Consider the following 19,011-nt stretch of genomic DNA (forward strand, 5'->3'; position numbering starts at 1 on the left):
ATGCTTAGATATTGTGCTATTTTTGTATAATATACTATTATAAGTATATATTTTTGTAATCGCGTTATTATTTATTTAACAAAGTATTAGTATAATTTATTACACTGGATTAAATGGAGAAAGTTCAATGAGTAAATTACCGAACAATGCAAAAATAGGTAAATCTCAGGTTACTCAGTGGGAGGTAATAAAAAATTGTGAATATGCTGATAATTGCTTGTCAAAAATAGTAACTTTGTACGTTATTAGAATAACTCAGCTATCAGATTTTTATACGAGTGACGAACCTGAAATTAACACTGTTTTAGCAAGAATAAGCGTGACAAGTGAAAATGTATTTTTAAACAAGGCTACTACTATTGAAGTTATGGAAGGTATTTTTCCGTATAAATTCAACAGCAAGAAGAGAAATAACGTATTAAGGTTAGAAGATTTGTATAATTATTTATGTTCTATTGTTAACAATAGCCTTCCAAAAGAAATGCTTGAAAGTCTTGTAAGGGAATATAAGGATGCTATTAACTTATTTAAAGCAATTACTTAACTGAACGTAGTATTTTTAAGATTTTATTTTCTATTTCAGAAATGCCGCTTTCAAGATCTTTATCTATCAAATACATGGTAGAGAAATATGTTTTCTGCTTACTTTCAACATTGATAGTTAAAGTTCCGGGAGTTATTGTGACTGAATTGGCAAATAACGCAATGCTTTCATCATTATGCCCTTTGCATTTTCTTAGAATAATGATTGGCTCAAGCTTAGATTTGAGTTGTAGCACCTTTTTTGTTACATAAACACTTGATAAAATGATTTGGTACATTAACCATGGTATATAACTTACTAACTTATAAAACGACAGTCTACTCGTACTATTTAAAATCTGGCTAAGAGCTCTTTCAGCGTTTATCAACCTTCTAAAGATAAACGATGTGAATATAGAGGAAAACACTCCACAAAAAATAAAAAACGGCTCAAAATAACCAGACAATACAGTCCATAGAACAAATAAAATTATAAATGACAGAGAAAAAAACTTGATTTCCTTCCTAAAGTTGAGGTTTTTCATAGTCTGTAATATAACTTAAATGACTCTTTAAGGAAAGATAATAACGAATATTTAGGTTCTTGACTTCTATGTTAAAAGATATAACAACTAAGTTATGTATTTTAAGTGAGGAAGTTATGAAATATGACAAATTTATGGAAATATTAAAAAAAATAAATGACCTTTCAGATTTGAGCAAGGACAATATAGTTGAAAAAATAAAAGCTAAGTTACAAGAAGAAGATCCAAATTTATGTCAAGAGTGGGAAAAGAGTAAACCTGACAACGATAGTGGATCTGGCATAAATTACATATTTACTATATCTCGTGGTCAAAATTCTAAGGAAGTCAAATTGTTACATCTTGCTTCTTATTGGAACTGTGCAAATGTAGCAAAAGCTCTGATTGAAAACGGGGCAGATATTAATGCAGAACATGATAATAAAATTACTCCTTTACATATTGCTGCTCACTATGGCCACGAAGATGTAGTAACCATTCTAACTGGAAAAGGAGCAATTGTTGATGCAAAAAATGGTGATGGATGGACTTCTTTACATTTTGCTGTTGAAAAGAACCACGAAAATGTAGTAAACACTCTAATTGGAAAAGGAGCAAATGTTAATGCAGAAAATGATAAAGGATGGGCTCCTTTACATCTTGCTATTACAAATGGCCACAAAGAGATAGTACAAGTTCTATCAAAAGCAGAAGGAATCAACGTTGATGCAAAAAATAGTGATGGGTGGACTCCTTTACATCTTGCTGCTGCAAATGGCCGCGAAGATATAGTAGAAACTCTAATTGAAAAAGGAGCAGATGTTAATGCGAAAGATCATTATAAATGGACTCCTTTAACATTTGCTTCTCAAAAAGGCCATGAAGTGGTAAAAGGAGCTCTATTAAAGGCACAAGAGAACATCAAAGCTTTGCATTCAGCTGTTAAACATAATAATGAGGAGGAGGTGAAAAACCTATTAAATAAAGGAGTAAACGTTAATGCAAAAGATGATGATGGATGTACTCCTTTACATCTTGCTGCCAGAGAGGGCTGCGAAGATGTAGTAAAAACTCTCATTGCAAAAGGAGCAAATGTTAATGCAGAAGGTATTGTGGACGAGACTCCTTTACATCTTGCAGCCAGAGGGGGCCATAAAGATGTAGTAGACATTCTAATCGCAAAAGGAGCAACGGTTAATGCACAAAATAATAAAAGATATACTCCTTTACATATTGCTGCTGAAAAGAACCACATAGAAGTAGTAAAAATTCTAGTTGAGAAAGCAGATGTTAATGCAGAAGATATTGAGGACAAGACTCCTTTACATCTTGCTGCTGCAAAGGGCCATAAGGATGTAGTAGAAACTCTAATTGCAAACAAAGTAAGAGGTTGTCCGGAAATAAGTAAAAGGCTATAATATCTGAAATTTTAGTACGGGTAAAGATGAGAAAAAAGTATCCAACAGATCTAAGCGAAAGGGAATGGGCAAGAATAGAAAAACACTTCAGAGTATCATACAAGAAAGGAGGAAGGCTGCCAAAGTATAGCAAAAAGAAATATTAGAAGCAATTTTCTATGTATTGCGTACAGGGTGTCAATGGCGGTATTTACCAAATGATTTTCCGCTATGGAAGACTGTGTATGAGCAGTTCAGGCAATGGAAGAAGCAGGGAATTTTTGAGAAAATGAATTATGAAATTACAAAATATAGTAGAAGAAAAATAGGAAAGAATGAGCAGCCGAGTGCCTGTATAGTAGATAGTCAATCTGTAAAGACTACAGAAAAGGGGGGATCAAAGCTATGATGGAAGTAAAAAGTAAAGGGTAGAAAAAAGGCATATAATTACAGACACTCAGGGTTTTATACTAGGTTGTTACGTAGGCGCTGCTAACGAAAATGATAGAGATGGTATTAAAATAGCATTAAACAATATGAGAACAAAATATACTAAAGTTAAAAAATGTGGGCTGACATGGGATACCAAGGAAGAAATTTAAAGAATCACATAAAGGAAGAATATGACATAGATATTGAAATTGTTAAAAGGCCTCCATGTAGATTTTGGGTGCACAAAGATACGCCACCTGAGCTACTACCAACAAGAGAACAAGGGTTTAAAGTACAGCCAAGAAGATGGGTTGTAGAAAGGACTTTTGCTTGGGTTAATAGGAATAGAAGGCTATCGAAGGAGTATGATTTACTCACAACATCCACTGAGAATTTCATATACCTAGCTATGAGTAGGGTTATGTTAAAGAGGGAATATGCTTGAATTTACTAGTTTCCGAACAACCTCTCAGATACTTTACAAGAAAAAGTGGGATAGAGGCAAAAGCAAATATTAATAAGGATAATTTAAGAAAAGCGCATACTAGAGTTTGAAGAAGCAGTAAAAATAAAAAATATTATTGAAAGGTTAAATAGCATATGATATAATATATATATAGTGTAAAAATGTAAATAATTTTATTGACATCTTTACATTAATAGTTCTTAAATATTTAGCACTGTAGAATTAAATTATTAAGTTCTGTGAGGGAAGTAAAAATGGTGGAAAGCTTTTCAGGTAACAACAAAGGCAGTAATTTTATTGAGGAGGCAAAAATAATGGAAAATTTTTCAGATAATAACGGAAACGGTAGCTCAATCTTCCAAGGAAAAATCAGGGAGCAAGATTGCTCTGCAGAGCAGAAGCTAAATGAACTAAAAGCAGCCATAGAGGAGCTTACCAGACAAGATTTGCTCAGGAGGCTCGAGTGTGAGCGTCAGGCTTCTAGTTGTATCGATGAAATATCATCTCAAGGAGAGCTACATATCGGAGAAGGTGATGATGAGGATTACTTCACTGGTGAAAAAGAAAGAGTACTCGGAGATTTCTGGAATTTCTTTGAATCTCTCTTCAACCTTTTTGAAGTAGATGTAGATGATCCGAAAATCTACCAAATGCTCAAGGAGAAGGAAGAAAAAAACCTGATTGCTGCGATAATGAAGTTTTTGCGTGATAAGCTTAAGGAGTTAATCAAGAAGATTTTTGCACGCGATTTAAGTTTCAATCAGAAGTTGGACAAAGAGATAAAAGAATTGCAGGAAAAATTAGGCAGTGGTGAGTTATCAGAAGAAGAGTTTGCAAGGGCGTTAGAAAGATTAACTGCATTGCAAGATCTGAAACTCAGGTTACAAATGGCCGTTGTCGGATGGATTGTTACAATGTTCGCAGAGATGTTTGGAGTTGAGTTGGCGGCTGCGGTAGAGGCATCTACAGAAAAAGAAGATAAAAAAGCAGAAAAAACATCATTAGAAACAACTAAAGAAGTTTGCGAAAACGTAGAAATGAAAGTGGATGAAAGAGAAAAACCTAAAGTGCCAGTTTTCCTTTTTGAAATTTCACCAGGATTTGTAAGACCGGTTGTTCTGAGCAAACCAGAACTTGAAATTGTGTCAGATCCTTTGAAACATCCATTGCGTCTTGCTGAGCTTGAAAGAAAATATCATGAAAATTCACAAAAACCAGAAAAAGTGAATGAAGAGAAAAAAGCGAAGCCTGAACCGAAGAAAGAGGTGTGTCCACCGAAACTTCCAGACAAGAAGCCTGTGGCAAGTGGGATAAAAATTAATTTTAATAAAATAAAGAATATTGGTTTCCGAGAAAGGGATGCGAATACTAGTGTTAATGGAAGAGGAACCACGCCACCCACTAATGGACAAAGAAACAAGCTTGATAATGGGAAGAAAAACGAGTCTGCTAGTTATGCAGCAAGCCGTCTGAATGGTAATGTTAATAAGAAAGAAGCGGATAACCTTTACACCGAACTTGCAAAAGAACTTGCCAATTTTAAAATAGGTGTTTGGAATGGTGCTGAGAATGAAGGTTCTGTGAATGATGCTCAATCACCAAGAGGATTGACTAATGATGTAAAAGTTGAGAAATGTGTAGAAGGTCAATCAGTAAGAAAGACATAATCGTGAAGGTAGTTAGATCCCAGTGTCTGGGCACTGGGATGACACCCTCTTCGATGGAAACCAGCGTCAGCTACTTGGATGACGCCTCACCATGTCATTCCAGTGCGTGACGCTGGAATCCAGGAGTATAAAAATGACGAATAAAATTTATACTAAAAAATATAAAAAAAGTGCTTGCACTACATTTATTTTTAGTATATTAGTTGCATAATATTTTTACTTAAGGGTCAATATGTATAGTAATAATGATAAAAAAGATAGCGATAAAGGGTTTACTCCAAGCAGCAGGTATGAAAAGTATAGCGGTTCTAATCCGGTAATGCTTGAGGCACGTGAAAGACAGAGACGTGAAAGTAGCAAGCCTGGCTCGCAAATGGAGAGTAGTAGCTCTACTAGTGCTGGTAGTAGTAAAGGTAAAAGTAAGTAATGTTGTTTCATCATAATTTTAGTAGGGGGAGTTATGGGTAATTCTACAAAAGAGCTAGTTAACGCATTTAACTTAAATAATTATGGTATCGATAAGGTCAATACTAATTTTACTGTAGAAGGTAAAAGGATTGTTGGTTTATTTGCTAGTGGTACTAATACAAAAGAATATCTGCGAAGAATAAGAGAGGAGATAATAAAGCAGCACTACAGTGATGGAACTGAGGTAGCAAGTGAATATTATAACTTAAACTATTTTCCATTTGTTCTAGATGCTAATCTTGATAAAGAGGATTTAGGTAATGGCATAGTGAAAGTAAAGCTTGCAGATTCTACAGATAATCGAGTAATTCGTAACTTGAAGGTTCATTTTGCTAATGAGTTTGAGGGGGCTGTGAGATCTAAAGTGGCTGCACTTCTACAAGAATTAGTAGGAATAACGAAGGAACAAGCATATGAATGGGTCAATGGAACTGTTGGAACAGGAGCGATAGGTAGTCCTTATCTATACTGTATAGCTTTTAGCAACGAGTACCTCGAAAAAAGGTATAATTCGAGGATTTTTGAGCTATTGAAGAGTCTTTATATCAGTGAATTTAACTCAAGATTAGAGGCGTGTGGTCTTAAGAGTTCAAACTTTTATGAATATAAAGATGGTATGTTATACATTAAAAATGTGAGTGATAAGGTAGTCAGGAGTGTAACAGAATATGTTAAAGGGCGAGTAGCGCTTGATTTTAGAACTCCAGGCAGCGTAGAGTCTAAAGTTAAAAATTGTAAAAATGTTTTGAGTGAACTAATTCTTAAAGCGACAGGAAAGTTTGTTGACGGGTATGATTATGATGACTTTACAAACAAAAACAAAATAAAGAATGGGCATAGTTTTGCTCTTATACCTTTTATAGAAGAGAATGGTCAGTTGAAATCTTTAAGTTCTAGGGATGCATCAAAGATTAAAGGAGGAATATTTAATGATTTTCATTGTATAAGTGATATTAGAGGCAAAACTGCAAATCCACAATTTGCTAATTGTAAAGAGCCAGTTTATGCTTTCTCTAATAAGCAGATTGCTCAGTTACTTCCTAAAATTATGGGGTCTCCAATTGCATATAATCAAATAAACGGACGTTTTGAATTTGCAGTTGATCTTGAGAATTTTAAGAGACGTAGCTCGAGTCGATCCTCCTCAACGGTAACTTCTCCACTCAATTCTCCTACACATGCAGAGCGACCAAGAACACCGCTTGAACAAACTGGAGCTAGGTTTTTTGAATCTAGAGGAGACAGAGATAGTGGTCTTGATGATTCACCTCCACAACTTAAGGATTCTGGTTCTTCAAGTGGTGGTCCAAGTTCTGGCTTAACTGAATTGTCATCACCGACACAGAAGTTTCCCAAGCGAAGTCGTGGTGAAGGGTTAGAGAGGCTTCTCAGGCAAGGATCAGAAAGAGAGGAAGGAAAAGGGGGGCTGTTTCAGTTGGTGCCGGGGGAAATAGATTCAAGTCAATCCACTGGTGATCAATCACAGCTATCTTTGAGTAGATCATCATCGATTTCTTCTCCTATAGCATGGGATGATTCAACATTCTTAAATCCTGAGGTTTCTAATGAGGAACCTAAAAAACAGCAAGTTACTAAGGAAAAGGAAGAAGAAAAGTTGTTTAAAGCATTGCTTTATTGGTTTAACTTAAATAATTATGCTTTGGATCCTCCTCATACTAACTTTATTGTAAAAAATGGGAAGATTGCTAGTTTAATTGATGATAGTGTTGATGTAAAAGAGTATTTAGAGGAGATAATAGATAAAACGAAAGAAGAGTATTGTGTCAATAAGGAAGAAGCCTATGATCTCAATGAGTTTCCATTTCAATTTCTTTCTAATTGTGAGAAAAACCAAGAAACAACAGTTGTTGCTAATATAAGTCGTGGTGCCTTACTTAACTTAAAAGAACTTTTTAGTCGGGAGCATGAGGGAAAAGTAGAAATAAAAGATATCGACATTAACATCGTCGAAAAGGCAGTGAAATCTGAAAAGGACAAATGGGTAAATTTTCAGGTGCAAGAACATGGGTTATCCCCTAAAAAAGCAATTAAAACCTGTTATCCCGATGAAAGCGTATTAGAATATATTTCAATTACAAAAGACAAAGGTGGATACTGGATTAACCGTGATTATGATGGTTCGGAAGTAGAGTCGTTTAGGAAAGAGCAATGGCCTGCTAAAGGTACGTCAAAAGCTGAAAAGATGAAGTCCGAAGATAATAAAGGCAGCGGTATCTCTTCAGCGGAGGCGACTGATGCTGAAAACGTAAGCTCTAAAGCTGAGGCAACAACAAGTGGTTATGAGTCTATGGATTGTGAGAATACTAGAGGAGGATCGCCAAAACGTACTCTAGAGTTGAGTGTGGGAATGGAAGAATTGACAATATCCACAGACCTGTATGCCACTAAGGCCGAGCAGCACTCTTCCATAAAAAAATTTAGAAGCAATTGATCTAATCCACCGCTCTCAGCCACCTAAGCGTTTTATTAGGGTTAGGGCAAAGTCCCTGACCCTAAAGGCACTGGTGTTAGTTTTTCTCATCCATTGTAGATATTGCGCGGTACTAAATGTTTAAAAAGTATTAATATAAAAATATCAATAAAATTATTTATATTTTTATACTATGCACATTACATCATGTGTTATTTAACCTTACAATAATTTTTTTATTCTTGCTGCTTCTTCAAATTCTAAATTTTCAGCATGCTCTATCATTTGCTTTCTCAAATCATCCTTATTAGTATTTACTTTCGGTTCTGCTATTGCCCTCTCCTGTAAGGTGTTTGATATAGGTTTTATTATAGTCTTTGGGACAATATTGTGCAATATATTATGTTCTTCTTGTTTTTTTTTTCTTCTTTCGGTCTCTCTTAATGCGCGGTCCAGAGAACCAGTGATTTTATCTGCATACAAAATTACTCTACCTTCAGCATTACGCGCAGCACGACCAATCGTTTGAATTAATGAAGTTTCCGATCGCAAAAATCCTTCTTTATCAGCATCCAAAATTGCAACCAACCCACACTCTGGAATATCAAGACCTTCCCTCAGCAAGTTAACACCTACTAAAACATCGATTTCTTTAGATCTCAATTTGTATATAATTTCTATTCTCTCCAGCGCAGCAATATCAGAATGCAAATAACTCACTCTCATATTCATTTCACTCATATATTCAGCTAAATTTTCAGCCATTTTTTTCGTCAATGTAGTGATTAAAACACAAAATCCCTTCCCTATTGTCACTTGTGCCTCATGAATTACATCATCAATTTGACTCTCTATTGGTTTTACAATGCAGATTGGGTCCGTAAGCCCTGTTGGACGGATAACTTGCTCTATAAATACATTACTGGTCTTTGCCAACTCATACTTTCCGGGAGTGGCTGAAATGTAAACAGTCTGCGGCCTAACTCCCTCCCACTCTTCAAATTTTAATGGACGATTATCAAAAGCGGAAGGGAGCCTGAAGCCATAGTCAATCAATTTCTTTTTACGCGCCTCATTACCACTGTACATCGCACCAACCTGAGGAACGGTGACATGACTCTCATCAACAAATAAAATTACGTCTTTAGGTAAATATTCAAACAAAGTAGGTGGTGGATCCCCAGCTTCCATTCCATAGAGATAACGCGAATAATTTTCAATACCTTTACATATTCCTGTTGTTCTCATCATTTCGATATCAAAATTAGTGCGTTGCTCGAGGCGCTTTGCTTCAACAATCTTGTTTTGCGAGTAGTAATAATCCAAGCGTTCATGCAGCTCTTTTTTGACTAGTTCAATTGCCTGCAACAAAGCCTCACGCGGGGTTATGTAATAGCTATTTGGAAAAATGGTGATTTTATTTACGCCTTTGGTAACATTGCCCGTTATAGCATCAACTTCAGAAATTTCTTCTATTTCATCGCCAAATAACGATAAACGCCAAGCTTTATTTTCATAATGGGAAGGAAATATATCAACAATATCGCCGCGCACTCTGAAATATCCTCTCTCAAACCTGGCATCAGAGCGCTTGTATTGAAGATCAGTTAAGTTGCTCAGGAAATCATTAATACGAATTTTATTTCCAACACTAAGCGGTATGATCATGCTGCGGTAGCTCTCAGGCGAACCAAGACCGTATATGCAGGAAACACTGGCAACTACGATCGTATCCCTGCGCTCCAAAAGGGAGCAGACGGTGGAATAACGCAGCATCTCAATTCTTTCGTTAATTGCAGAATCTTTTTCGATATAAGTATCAGTTTGTGGTAAATAGGCTTCAGGTTGATAATAATCATAATAAGAAATGAAGTATTCAACAGCATTATGGGGAAACAATCCTTTCATTTCCTCATAAAGCTGTGCTGCTAAAGTTTTATTGTGTGCCATAATTAATGCAGGCCTGTTTGTCCTTGCAATAACATTTGCCATAGTAAAAGTTTTCCCAGAACCAGTAACTCCAAGCAAAACTTGGTCTCTTTTATTGCTATTTAGCCCCGCAATTAAACTATCGATTGCCTGCGGTTGATCTCCAGCAGGTTGAAAATGTGTAGTGATTTGAAATTTCATAGACTTTACTTACTATCTTTGATTCATTGCATAGTGAACACTATATTGCTTTTAAGATAAGTTGTATAGCTATCGTAAAGCCATAAAACATTAACCAACAATGTCATGCAAGTAGCTGACACTGGAATCTTGTTTCAATGTTAAACAAAATACCATAGAATTCAAGAAGACAATTCCTAAAAAATCCCTACATCCAAAAAAAGGCAAAATGCTGCTTGAATAAGCTAAATTTTTTTAGATGCAAAAACAATAAAACATAGTTGATACTAAATTATAGTACTCCTATGACAACGTTACAAAAATTAAGGAAATGGATAGCTCTGATCAATTGGAATAGTATTTTCAGGTACCGGTGGTCAATATGACATTTTTAAAATAAAGATTTAGAACCTGTTTAAAATCTTCTCAATAGAAGAGAAATGAAGGAAAGAACGACCATTTGCAGGCTAGTGTTAAGTTTTCGCTCGCAATTTTTCCACAATCGTCTGCATTTTTCTAACCAAGCGAAAGATCGCTCTACAACCCATCTTTGTGGCAATACAGCAAAGGAATGTAATTCACTTCGTTTTATTACTTCTACAGTTGCTCCAATAATCGTTTTTATTTGAGTTGCAAAATTTTCTCCTGTATAACCTGCATCGACCAGTATATTTTTAACTTCCGAGAGGTTTTCTTTTGCGCTTTCAACCATTCTCACAGCACTGCTAACCCCAGTTGTAAATTAGAAAAAATAGAAAAGGTAAGGAAATAGGGTAAACTCCGAGGTATTTGATATTCATTCCTAAAATAGGAGGTTACCAATGAAAGAGAAAGTAACAGAAATCTTTTGTATAGTCGATGATTTTTGCAATACAGTCGATGAAAATTTTGCAGAAAAACTTCTACCAAGTGGCAAAAAACCAACCAGGACGCCAGAGATTACGCATTCAGAGATTTTTACCATAATATTGCTATATCAAGTGCGACAATTTTAAAATTTTCTATGTGCATTATTTGAAATTATTATACGAATCAGCGTTTCCAAAATTGCCATCCTATAGTAGGTTTATCAGGCTAAAATCGCAGGTTTTATGGTATTTAGCGCTCTTAATGCAATGGTTTTGCGAACAGTCAAAAGTGACAGGGATTTCGTACATAATCTATCGCTGTTTGCCATCCAAAAAGGACCTCGAGAAACAAAGTTTTCAAAGGGTTGGCAAAGATTGGAAAGACTACTTATGGGTGGTTTTTCGGTACATCTAGTAATCAACGAAACTGGCGAAATTCAAGGGGTTACGGTGACAAAAGGCAACGTTGATACCTGTGCCAAATTTAACTCAGAAATTGACTGGATTATTGTTTAGAGATAAAGGATATATCAAAAAAGATCTTTTTCACGAATTATTCGATAGAGGGTTAAAGCTTGTAACCAGTATAAAAAGGGTATGAAAAACTCATTAATGGTGCTAAATGAGAAGATTTTGTTAAGAAAAAGATCGATTATTGAGACAGTTTTTGGCTCTCTGAAAAACAAATTTGAGATTGAGCATACTCGCCACAGATCACCGATAAATTTTTTGGTACACATTTTTTCTACGCTTGTTTCATATTCCATGCAGCCGCTGCATTTCTAAGCTTTACTTCGTTGGCTAATCCGCAACTGGGGTATATAGGGTTGACACCAAGGCAATATTCTTCTGGAAAAGTTGATCGGCATGGCAGCATATCAAAGATGGGACCAGCGGAATGTAGAAGTATGTTATATGAAGCTGCACAAACAATGCTTACAGTTACCAAGAGGACATTTAAATTAAAAAACTGGGGTTGCGAAGAAAAAAGGAATGAAAAAAGCAATTGTAGCAGTAGCAAGAAAATTAGCTGTAATTATGCATAGGATGTTGGTTGATAAAACAGAATTTTATTATCAATAAACATCAAAAGAGCATAGGACAATAATTTTATTGAAAATAAAGATAGCAATGCCGATGGAAGGGACAAGCAAGAACTTAGTTAGACTTCGTGGTAAACATGTTACCGTCCACTTCCGCCTAACAAGTATAATGCGGCTTGACAAGTTTATTGTCATCTCAGACCGCGGAGAGAACCATATGCTACTTTTCACTTATGTAAAATTACCAAGGATTATGGAGAAGATATGCTGTTTTGATTTGTGTGAAAATTATTGTTGACTTATGTGCAATTAGAGAACCTAAGTCACTTTAGCTATATATAAAAGGTTTAAGTGGTTGTATTGATGTATCTTTGTATTAAAAAACACCCAATAAGCAGAGTTGTAAGTGGAATAAACCACAAAATGTAAGTGCTAGGTGGTACGATTATAATTGAATTGCCGTAAGAATTTTTTAACTCTGAGATTATCTCTTCATCAGTGTATCCATCATTGATTTTTTTACGAATTGCTTCTCGCATATCATACGCGATCTGAGATCCAGATTCAGACAATGATTCGCCAGAACATATTGGACACCTTATTATTTCAAATAAACTGGTTGCTCGTTTTTCCATGCTTTTATCTCTGAGTTTATTATCCAGAGTAAAAGCGTTTACGCCTGAGTGGAATATCAATATGAAAAGTAAGCTAATTACTATTCTCATTCTTGGTTAATTGGATTATTTTACTGAGTTGGTTCATAAAATCAGTGATGGATAACTTTCCAATAAAGCTTGACCCTACATCATCATCGTACTTTATTGAAAATCGAATGCCATTATCAGTTGTTTTTTCTGATAAGGAAGGTACTAATTTTTCGAACGCATCTGAAGTTTTTGAGTCACCAATCATAAACGAGATTAATTCTTTATAATTTGATATAGCCACGTTGATTTTGTCTTTAAATGAATATGTAACTAAGTTGTAATTGTTTACCCCACCATCTGCAGCAAAAGAAAAATTATTACTTTGAATCAAAAATTTCTCTATATTGAAATTAATTCTGGAAGCCGAGATGTCGTTTACAAATTCATAATCAAATTTAATGTCGATACTAAGGTAACTTTCAGGACTTGCAGTATTTTTATACCGATAAGTATACAAATCAAATCCTAGCTTAGCATTTCCACTCAGTTCTTTATCGAGGTGAAATTGAATGTAATTGCTTTTATCATTCACTTCAGTTATAACACTTTGCTGATTTTCTAAAACATCACATTTTAATCCATAATCTTCGTAACGAAGTGTATCTATATAGTCTATCACGGTACTATTTTTGTTGAATCGCAATGAAGATGGTAAATCGTTTAGTCTAACAACAAAGTGGCTGCTATCGTTTGTGTGGCATTTTATATTCTTTTTCTCATCACCATGAACAGCAATATTGACTTCATTGCTTGGTATGTAGATATATACTGATTTATCAAACAATCTATTTTTTATCAATAAAGCATCAGATGAGATGGTTAATTGCTCATTGGAAAATTTTGGGTTTGTCACACGAAAAATTAGGTTAGAAGGAAATCCACTAAAATCATGTGAAATATCAAATTTTTCGTCGTTAATGTATAGTATTGTTTCAGCTAAAAGATTTTTTACCTTACATGCAGAAAAATACCAAAAACCAATATACGCTACAGGAATAAACAAAAGTAAAGAGATGATAATATAGATAAAAATCTTACGCATAGCTAATCACTCCCCTGTTTATCCAATGATATATTTCTTGTACCCCTTGGTATGGTTACACACAAGCCGTCGATATCTTTTGTGATTTTTATTTGGCACCCAAGTCTTGATGTCTCTGTTAAGCCGAAAGCTAGGTCTAACATATCATTTTCCTCATCAGATATAGGGTTATGTATTTCTACAGCATTATAAAACTTTGGATCAACAATTACATGGCATGTAGAGCAAGCAAGAGAACCTTCACATGCACCTTCAAGCAGATCTGGATCACTTCTGTGGGCTAAATTGAGCAGAGTTTCTCCCTCTGCAGCTTCATAGCTTTTCTTACTCCCATCAGGTAAAATAAAAGTAACAGATGGCATATTATTCCTATTAAAATCCTTACTAATTTCTCTATATCCTACAGGTAATAACTAATATTTGCAAACTCTTTACAATTCCAGTGCCTATTTTTTGTTATCCAAGTAGCCGACACTGGTTTCCAGAAAAAAGGGTGTTATGCAAGTAGCTGACACTGGTTTCCATCCAAGACGGCAGTGCCCTCTTCTTGTCATCCTAGTGCCTTCTTCTTGTCATCCCAGTGCCCAGACACTGAGATCCAGGAATTTTATTAAGTTAGTAAGCATAAAAGTATAGCTAACGCGAGCTCTACGTCATACCGCCGCGGTATCTCTAGATCCCGCTAACACGTAGCGGGATGACGAACTGCTATACCGCCACGAACCGTCATACCGCGATTCATTCGCGGTATCTCAGCCGCTAACAAGAGATCCCGCTAACAAGCAGCGGGATGACGGTTGTCGTTTAGCTGCAAACGTTAAGAAATTTACCAAATGAAAAAAAAGGCAAAAGAAGCCCTGGGGTTATTATCCGCTTTAAAATATTGGCGTTTTTTATGTTTTAAACGCTTGACAAGCAAGATTAAGCTGCTTTTAATTGCAACTAACTTACGCTGCAAATGTTTAAGAAGTTTACTAAGCAGAAAAAAGACAAAGAATCCCCGAGTTAGCTAGTCTTTTACTATCTCTGTCGAGTATTGGCATTTTTTGATGTCTTGTAACGCTTTATAAGCGCGTTCAGCTTATTTAGATAAAAATCTAGATGTAGATGAAGTTTTGTAAAGACATACAGTATCTATATACTGCAAAAAATTGAACATGAGACGCCGATACATTAAGTAATCCTTACCTTTTAATCTGCAGATTGGCGAAAGCAAATACAATAGCTTCAGTTTCATGATAAGGGGGCTAGCGAAGGGTGTCAAGTAAGTTTTTTCGTTTCTGTGGGCTACCTGGTTTTCCTACTGAAATTTTGAAAAATGTAATCTACTCCTATATTCAAATATATCAAGCAGTAATTCAAAATCAGCCATTGCGCCTTTTGCGTTATTATACGCGAGATTGAGCAGCTCTTTGTCCTGATATAAATCAGCAAATTTAAATTCCATACATCCTGATTGTTTTGTGCCTAAAATATCTCCACTGCCTCTTAGCATCATATCCCTTTCAGCAATGTAAAATCCATCTTGTGACTCACACATGATCTTTAACTTTGAAGATGAGCTTTTACTTAAATTATCGTATAATAATACACAAAAAGATGGCTTGTTTCCTCGCCCTACTCTGCCTCTTAACTGATGCAATTGTGATAACCCAAATTGCTCTGCATTTTCTATAATCATGATGGTTGCATCTGGCACATCTATACCAACTTCTATCACAGTGGTTGCAACAAGCAGAGAAAATTCATTCCTTTTGAAGGAAAACATAACTTGATCTTTCTGCTCCTGAGTCAATTTTCCGTGTATTATCCCGACTTTATCAAGAAATGTTTTTTGTAATTCCTGAAAACGCATCTCTGCTGCAGCAATATTGGTCTCTTCGTTTTCTTCTATATATGGACAAATCCAATATGCTTTTTCGCCCCTGTTTATAGCACCTTTTAGCTTTTCAATAACATCTGGCACCCTACTAATGTTCATAGTTACAGTTTTTATTGGCAATCTGGATTTTGGTTTTTCTTTCAAAATTGAACATTCAACATCACCATACATAGCTTGCTGCAAGGTTCTTGGAATGGGAGTTGCAGTAACGAAAAGTATATCGGCATTTTCTCCTTTTCCTACCAAGCGATTTCTCTGCATCACTCCAAATCGCTGTTGTTCGTCTATGACTGCAAGCCCTAAATTTTTAAATGTAACGTTAGCTTGAAATAGTGCATGAGTGCCAATCACTATATTTAAAACACCACTTGCAAGTTCGTTCATGATAATCTTTCTTTCCTTGCGCGAAGTTTTACCAGTAAGCAGCGCAACTTTTATATCGGTACAGGATAAAACTTCCTCAATCCAATTATAATGTTGCTCCGCCAAGATAGTAGTCGGTGCCATTAGAGCTGCCTGCATGTTGTTTTCTACCACATTTATCATTGCAAAAAGTGCAACTACGGTTTTGCCACTACCAACATCACCTTGCAGCAAGCTTATCATGCGATACTTGGATTTTTGTCTCTCTGAGATCTCATCTATTGCACGAGTTTGATCATTTGTTAATTGAAACGACAATTCATTTAAAACTTGCTCTTTGTATTTACTCAATATTATAAATTCTCTTCCCCTTTCTTTCACATGATTTTTTCTTGCAAGTTTCAGCGCTAGCTGATACGCAAACAATTCATCATAAGCAAGCCTTTTTCTACAAACCTCAGCTTCCACCAATGAGCTTGGTCTGTGCAACTTTATGATGCTTTCCCTCCAACTTAACCATTTTTTTTGCTTGATTAATGTATCATCTATCCACTCTGGTAAATCAGGCAATTCCTTTAGATTAGAGCTTATTATGTTCCCAATGCGCTTATTGGTAATGCCACGGCATAATTGGTAAACTGGCTCTATGCAAGCTATTTCTTTAAATTGGTTGATGTCAAGCGACACGTAATCTGGATGAGTAATTTGCCAATGTTCAGCAAATTTTTCGAGTTTGCCACTGATGATCACATTCGCTCCAATTGGAAATAGTTTATATAAATACTTAACTGAGTAATTAAAAAAGACTATGAATATATACTGACTCTCACTTTCAACGACTATTTTATATGGTCTGCCTCTAAAAGTGGGCGACTGATGCTCATAAACTTTTGCAATGAAAGTTGTAAATTCTCCAACTCGAGCATCAGATAGTAACTTGCTTCTATCCACATAACTAAGTGGCTTATAAAACAGCAGATCCACCACCTTGTCCCCACCACAAAGTTTAGGCAATATTGCGGAATGGAACTTAGGTATATTCTCCAGCCTGCTATTTAGAAAAATCTGATTGCTCATTGAGATTCATACATGTGTAAAACTGTTATAGAGCCTTTTTAAAATCTTGTCACCTTATGGTCAGGTATGCACTATAGCTAGCACAGCTCTCTAACGTTATACCGCGATTCATTCGCGGTATCTCAGCCGCTAACACGTAACGGAATGACGAATTTGTTGTTTTTAAAATCGTCGGTAAGCCTAAGTTACCCCTAACTATATTTGCTATCATAGGGCTTATAGTAGGTATTTTATTGACTAATTAATCATTTTTATGTATTATTATACCGTTAGCAGTCTATATCAAGGTATTAATGATGAACGGCTCTACACCAAAAGAAAAGGAAAATCCAATAGTTACACTAAGAGCTCAAGCAGAAAAGTTTGGTTTTAGCAGGTTGAGGGCTGGTAAAGATAATGCTGAAGCGAATTCTGGTGCAACTATGTACGTAGATCTTCCAAGAATGAAACTTGTTATTCAGAACAAAGTTATAACAAAAGAGCTTGTTGATGAATTATATAATAAACATACCAACCTCATTTCAAATGACAAAAATAAGTACCGCCAATTTGTAAAACAAGTTTTTACAGAGCTATTTGAATATGCTGAAGCAGAAGTTCCAAATGATTCTATTCTAGAAGAACTAATCACTAATTGTAACCAGGCTGCTTATGTGGGTGCATTGTATGGTAAAGGAGGACCTATCCTTCATTTAGCTGAAACATATGGGTTATTGTTTCAGTCTAATCATGTAATACATATTAACTGTAGTGATCCAAGTCATGCGGCAATCAGAATTGAAGAAAAAATTGCAGTTCGCACTTTTGCAGAACTGGAAGAAGAATTCTGTAAATTGGATAGCTCGCTAGAATTCACACTTAAGTCTCAAGGTGATAAAAATGTAACATATGAAGATGGTAAATTGTCACTTACTGTTCCTAAGAGACTGAAGGACTATAATATAGGTGATAAAAACTTGTTTGACGTTATAAAAGAGTGTTTTCAGAAATTTTGCGAGAGGCTTGGATTTTTTAAAATAAAAATAGAGCATGGCTTGGATAAGCCACCAAAAGTGAACAGCCATCTGGAAAATATGGAACCGCCCATTCATAGCAATGAGTATGGAAATACACCTGGAAACTAACAATTAAAATATTTCAAGCGCTGTTAGCTCATTTGCACAATCAATGACTTCAGAACTTGGGAACTGGTTTTTAAACCAAGTGTACTGGCGTTTTGCGTAGTGTCTTGTGTTTGTTTGAGCAATCTGTATCGCTTCGTCTAAAGTAATCTCACCTTTCAAATACTTTACAATTTCTGGCACTCCATGTGCTTTCATAGCTGGCAAATTTGGAGCTAAGTTCATACTAAGTAGCTTTTTTACTTCATCAATTGCTCCATTTTCGATCATTTTGATAAAACGAGAATTTATTTTTTGGTATACATCCTCACGTTTAGGCAAAATTGTATATATCTTAAAATTATCGAATAAAGGAGGCTGTCTATTTTCTTGCCATACAAAGATTGTCTTACCAGTTTCAGTGATAACTTCAAGTGCTCTTGAAAGACGGTGCGAGTCATTAATACAGATTTTATCTTGAACTTTTGAGTCTTTGCTTAATACTAATTTATAGAACTCCTCTTTACTTAAATTTTTCCTGAGCTCACTTACGTTTTTTCTCACTTCCTGACTTATTTGTGGCATTGATGATAAGCCTTTGATGAAACTGCTGATGTAAAGCCCGCTTCCTCCAGTGATGATAGGTATTTGAGCATTTTCTAATGCGTGATTAACTTCTTTTTCTAAATCCTCTAACCATAGACCCACGGAATAATTTTCTTTTGCTGAAACATAACCATATAATTTATAAAATTCTTCTTGCTTTAGTGGTTGAGCAGTAATTATGGGAATTTCTTTGTATACCTGCTTTGAATCACAATTTATTATACTAATATTTCCATATTTTTCTCTCAGGTTATCGCATAATTCTGATTTACCTGAGGCCGTAATTCCTGTAATAATTACTATATTATTTTTCATTTATATTAATTT

Annotated in this window: 18 protein-coding genes and 3 pseudogenes; 13 read left to right on the forward strand and 8 right to left on the reverse strand. The window is 35.4% G+C overall.

What is annotated here, in order from left to right:
- The first annotated feature begins 127 nt into the window (after positions 1 to 127).
- Positions 128 to 544: a hypothetical protein gene (locus tag J4T77_RS04020; protein WP_190321344.1), complete on the forward strand. Its 417-nt coding sequence runs from the start codon at positions 128 to 130 to the stop codon at positions 542 to 544.
- On the opposite strand, the gene J4T77_RS04025 is transcribed toward J4T77_RS04020, so the two are convergent.
- A complete protein-coding gene (locus J4T77_RS04025) occupies positions 537 to 1,067 on the reverse strand; it encodes a Na+/H+ antiporter subunit E (protein ID WP_010962821.1) in 531 nt (176 codons plus the stop codon). The two genes, J4T77_RS04020 and J4T77_RS04025, sit on opposite strands and share 8 nt — an antisense overlap.
- A gap of 68 nt (positions 1,068 to 1,135) precedes the next feature.
- Between J4T77_RS04025 and J4T77_RS04030 the strand changes: the two genes are divergently transcribed.
- The 6 genes and pseudogenes from J4T77_RS04030 (at position 1,136) to J4T77_RS04055 (ending at position 7,928) form a co-directional block, all read left to right on the forward strand.
- Positions 1,136 to 2,464 carry an ankyrin repeat domain-containing protein gene (locus J4T77_RS04030; RefSeq protein ID WP_233640976.1) on the forward strand — a complete coding sequence of 443 codons (1,329 nt, stop codon included), beginning with the start codon at positions 1,136 to 1,138 and terminating at the stop codon, positions 2,462 to 2,464.
- Between the two features lie 26 nt (positions 2,465 to 2,490).
- Positions 2,491 to 3,320 (forward strand): annotated as a pseudogene (locus J4T77_RS04035) (IS5 family transposase).
- Positions 3,321 to 3,595: 275 nt separating this feature from the next.
- Complete coding sequence (locus J4T77_RS04040; RefSeq protein WP_223823118.1) at positions 3,596 to 5,008, forward strand: hypothetical protein; 1,413 nt, start codon at positions 3,596 to 3,598, stop codon at positions 5,006 to 5,008.
- Positions 4,975 to 5,118: a hypothetical protein gene (locus J4T77_RS04045; protein ID WP_223823119.1), complete on the forward strand. Its 144-nt coding sequence runs from the start codon at positions 4,975 to 4,977 to the stop codon at positions 5,116 to 5,118. The genes J4T77_RS04040 and J4T77_RS04045 overlap by 34 nt, the downstream gene beginning before the upstream one ends.
- Positions 5,119 to 5,240: 122 nt before the next feature.
- Positions 5,241 to 5,435: a hypothetical protein gene (locus tag J4T77_RS04050; protein WP_010962871.1), complete on the forward strand. Its 195-nt coding sequence runs from the start codon at positions 5,241 to 5,243 to the stop codon at positions 5,433 to 5,435.
- 33 nt (positions 5,436 to 5,468) lie between these two features.
- Positions 5,469 to 7,928 carry a hypothetical protein gene (locus tag J4T77_RS04055; protein ID WP_233640977.1) on the forward strand — a complete coding sequence of 820 codons (2,460 nt, stop codon included), beginning with the start codon at positions 5,469 to 5,471 and terminating at the stop codon, positions 7,926 to 7,928.
- Positions 7,929 to 8,129: 201 nt separating this feature from the next.
- Here J4T77_RS04055 and uvrB read toward each other — a convergent pair whose 3' ends face one another.
- Both uvrB and J4T77_RS04065 read right to left on the reverse strand, forming a co-directional pair.
- Positions 8,130 to 10,037: an excinuclease ABC subunit UvrB gene (gene uvrB / locus J4T77_RS04060; protein WP_233640978.1), complete on the reverse strand. Its 1,908-nt coding sequence runs from the start codon at positions 10,035 to 10,037 to the stop codon at positions 8,130 to 8,132.
- 394 nt (positions 10,038 to 10,431) lie between these two features.
- Positions 10,432 to 10,704: pseudogene (locus J4T77_RS04065) on the reverse strand (transposase); the annotation flags it as partial.
- 133 nt (positions 10,705 to 10,837) lie between these two features.
- Between J4T77_RS04065 and J4T77_RS07280 the strand changes: the two are divergent.
- The 5 genes and pseudogenes from J4T77_RS07280 to J4T77_RS04075 all read left to right on the forward strand — a co-directional run bounded on the left by J4T77_RS07280 (position 10,838) and on the right by J4T77_RS04075 (position 11,910).
- Positions 10,838 to 11,011, forward strand: coding sequence for a hypothetical protein (locus J4T77_RS07280; protein ID WP_010082315.1), 174 nt, complete (start codon positions 10,838 to 10,840; stop codon positions 11,009 to 11,011).
- 167 nt (positions 11,012 to 11,178) lie between these two features.
- The gene (locus J4T77_RS07285; protein ID WP_369408983.1) at positions 11,179 to 11,334 is read left to right on the forward strand and encodes a transposase; all 156 of its coding nucleotides are present in this window, start codon (positions 11,179 to 11,181) and stop codon (positions 11,332 to 11,334) included.
- Positions 11,335 to 11,339: 5 nt separating this feature from the next.
- Positions 11,340 to 11,521, forward strand: a pseudogene (locus tag J4T77_RS07290) (transposase); the annotation flags it as partial.
- Complete coding sequence (locus J4T77_RS07295) at positions 11,498 to 11,650, forward strand: transposase (protein WP_369408987.1); 153 nt, start codon at positions 11,498 to 11,500, stop codon at positions 11,648 to 11,650. The pseudogene J4T77_RS07290 and the gene J4T77_RS07295, both read left to right, overlap by 24 nt.
- Before the next feature lie 11 nt (positions 11,651 to 11,661).
- Positions 11,662 to 11,910, forward strand: coding sequence for an IS110 family transposase (locus J4T77_RS04075; protein WP_049749685.1), 249 nt, complete (start codon positions 11,662 to 11,664; stop codon positions 11,908 to 11,910).
- Positions 11,911 to 12,254: 344 nt separating this feature from the next.
- Here J4T77_RS04075 and J4T77_RS04080 read toward each other — a convergent pair whose 3' ends face one another.
- The 4 genes from J4T77_RS04080 to recG all read right to left on the reverse strand — a co-directional run bounded on the left by J4T77_RS04080 (position 12,255) and on the right by recG (position 16,978).
- Positions 12,255 to 12,632 (reverse strand): cytochrome c-type biogenesis protein, encoded by a 378-nt coding sequence (locus J4T77_RS04080; protein WP_010962876.1) that lies wholly within the window; start codon positions 12,630 to 12,632, stop codon positions 12,255 to 12,257.
- Entirely contained in the window at positions 12,616 to 13,656 is a 1,041-nt protein-coding gene (locus tag J4T77_RS04085; protein WP_190321346.1) for a hypothetical protein, read from the reverse strand. Before J4T77_RS04085 ends, J4T77_RS04080 begins: the two co-directional genes overlap by 17 nt.
- Positions 13,657 to 13,658: 2 nt before the next feature.
- Positions 13,659 to 14,018, reverse strand: coding sequence for a ferredoxin family 2Fe-2S iron-sulfur cluster binding protein (locus J4T77_RS04090; RefSeq protein WP_010082412.1), 360 nt, complete (start codon positions 14,016 to 14,018; stop codon positions 13,659 to 13,661).
- A gap of 938 nt (positions 14,019 to 14,956) precedes the next feature.
- Entirely contained in the window at positions 14,957 to 16,978 is a 2,022-nt protein-coding gene (recG, locus tag J4T77_RS04095; protein ID WP_038199133.1) for an ATP-dependent DNA helicase RecG, read from the reverse strand.
- A gap of 296 nt (positions 16,979 to 17,274) precedes the next feature.
- Here recG and J4T77_RS04100 point away from each other — a divergent pair, with 296 nt between their 5' ends.
- The gene (locus tag J4T77_RS04100) at positions 17,275 to 18,102 is read left to right on the forward strand and encodes a hypothetical protein (RefSeq protein WP_190321383.1); all 828 of its coding nucleotides are present in this window, start codon (positions 17,275 to 17,277) and stop codon (positions 18,100 to 18,102) included.
- Between the two features lie 3 nt (positions 18,103 to 18,105).
- Here J4T77_RS04100 and miaA read toward each other — a convergent pair whose 3' ends face one another.
- A complete protein-coding gene (miaA, locus tag J4T77_RS04105) occupies positions 18,106 to 18,999 on the reverse strand; it encodes a tRNA (adenosine(37)-N6)-dimethylallyltransferase MiaA (protein ID WP_010082478.1) in 894 nt (297 codons plus the stop codon).
- Positions 19,000 to 19,011: the final 12 nt, after the last annotated feature.

The sequence above is a fragment of the Wolbachia endosymbiont of Drosophila innubila genome, assembly GCF_021378375.1.
Lineage (GTDB): Bacteria > Pseudomonadota > Alphaproteobacteria > Rickettsiales > Anaplasmataceae > Wolbachia > Wolbachia pipientis.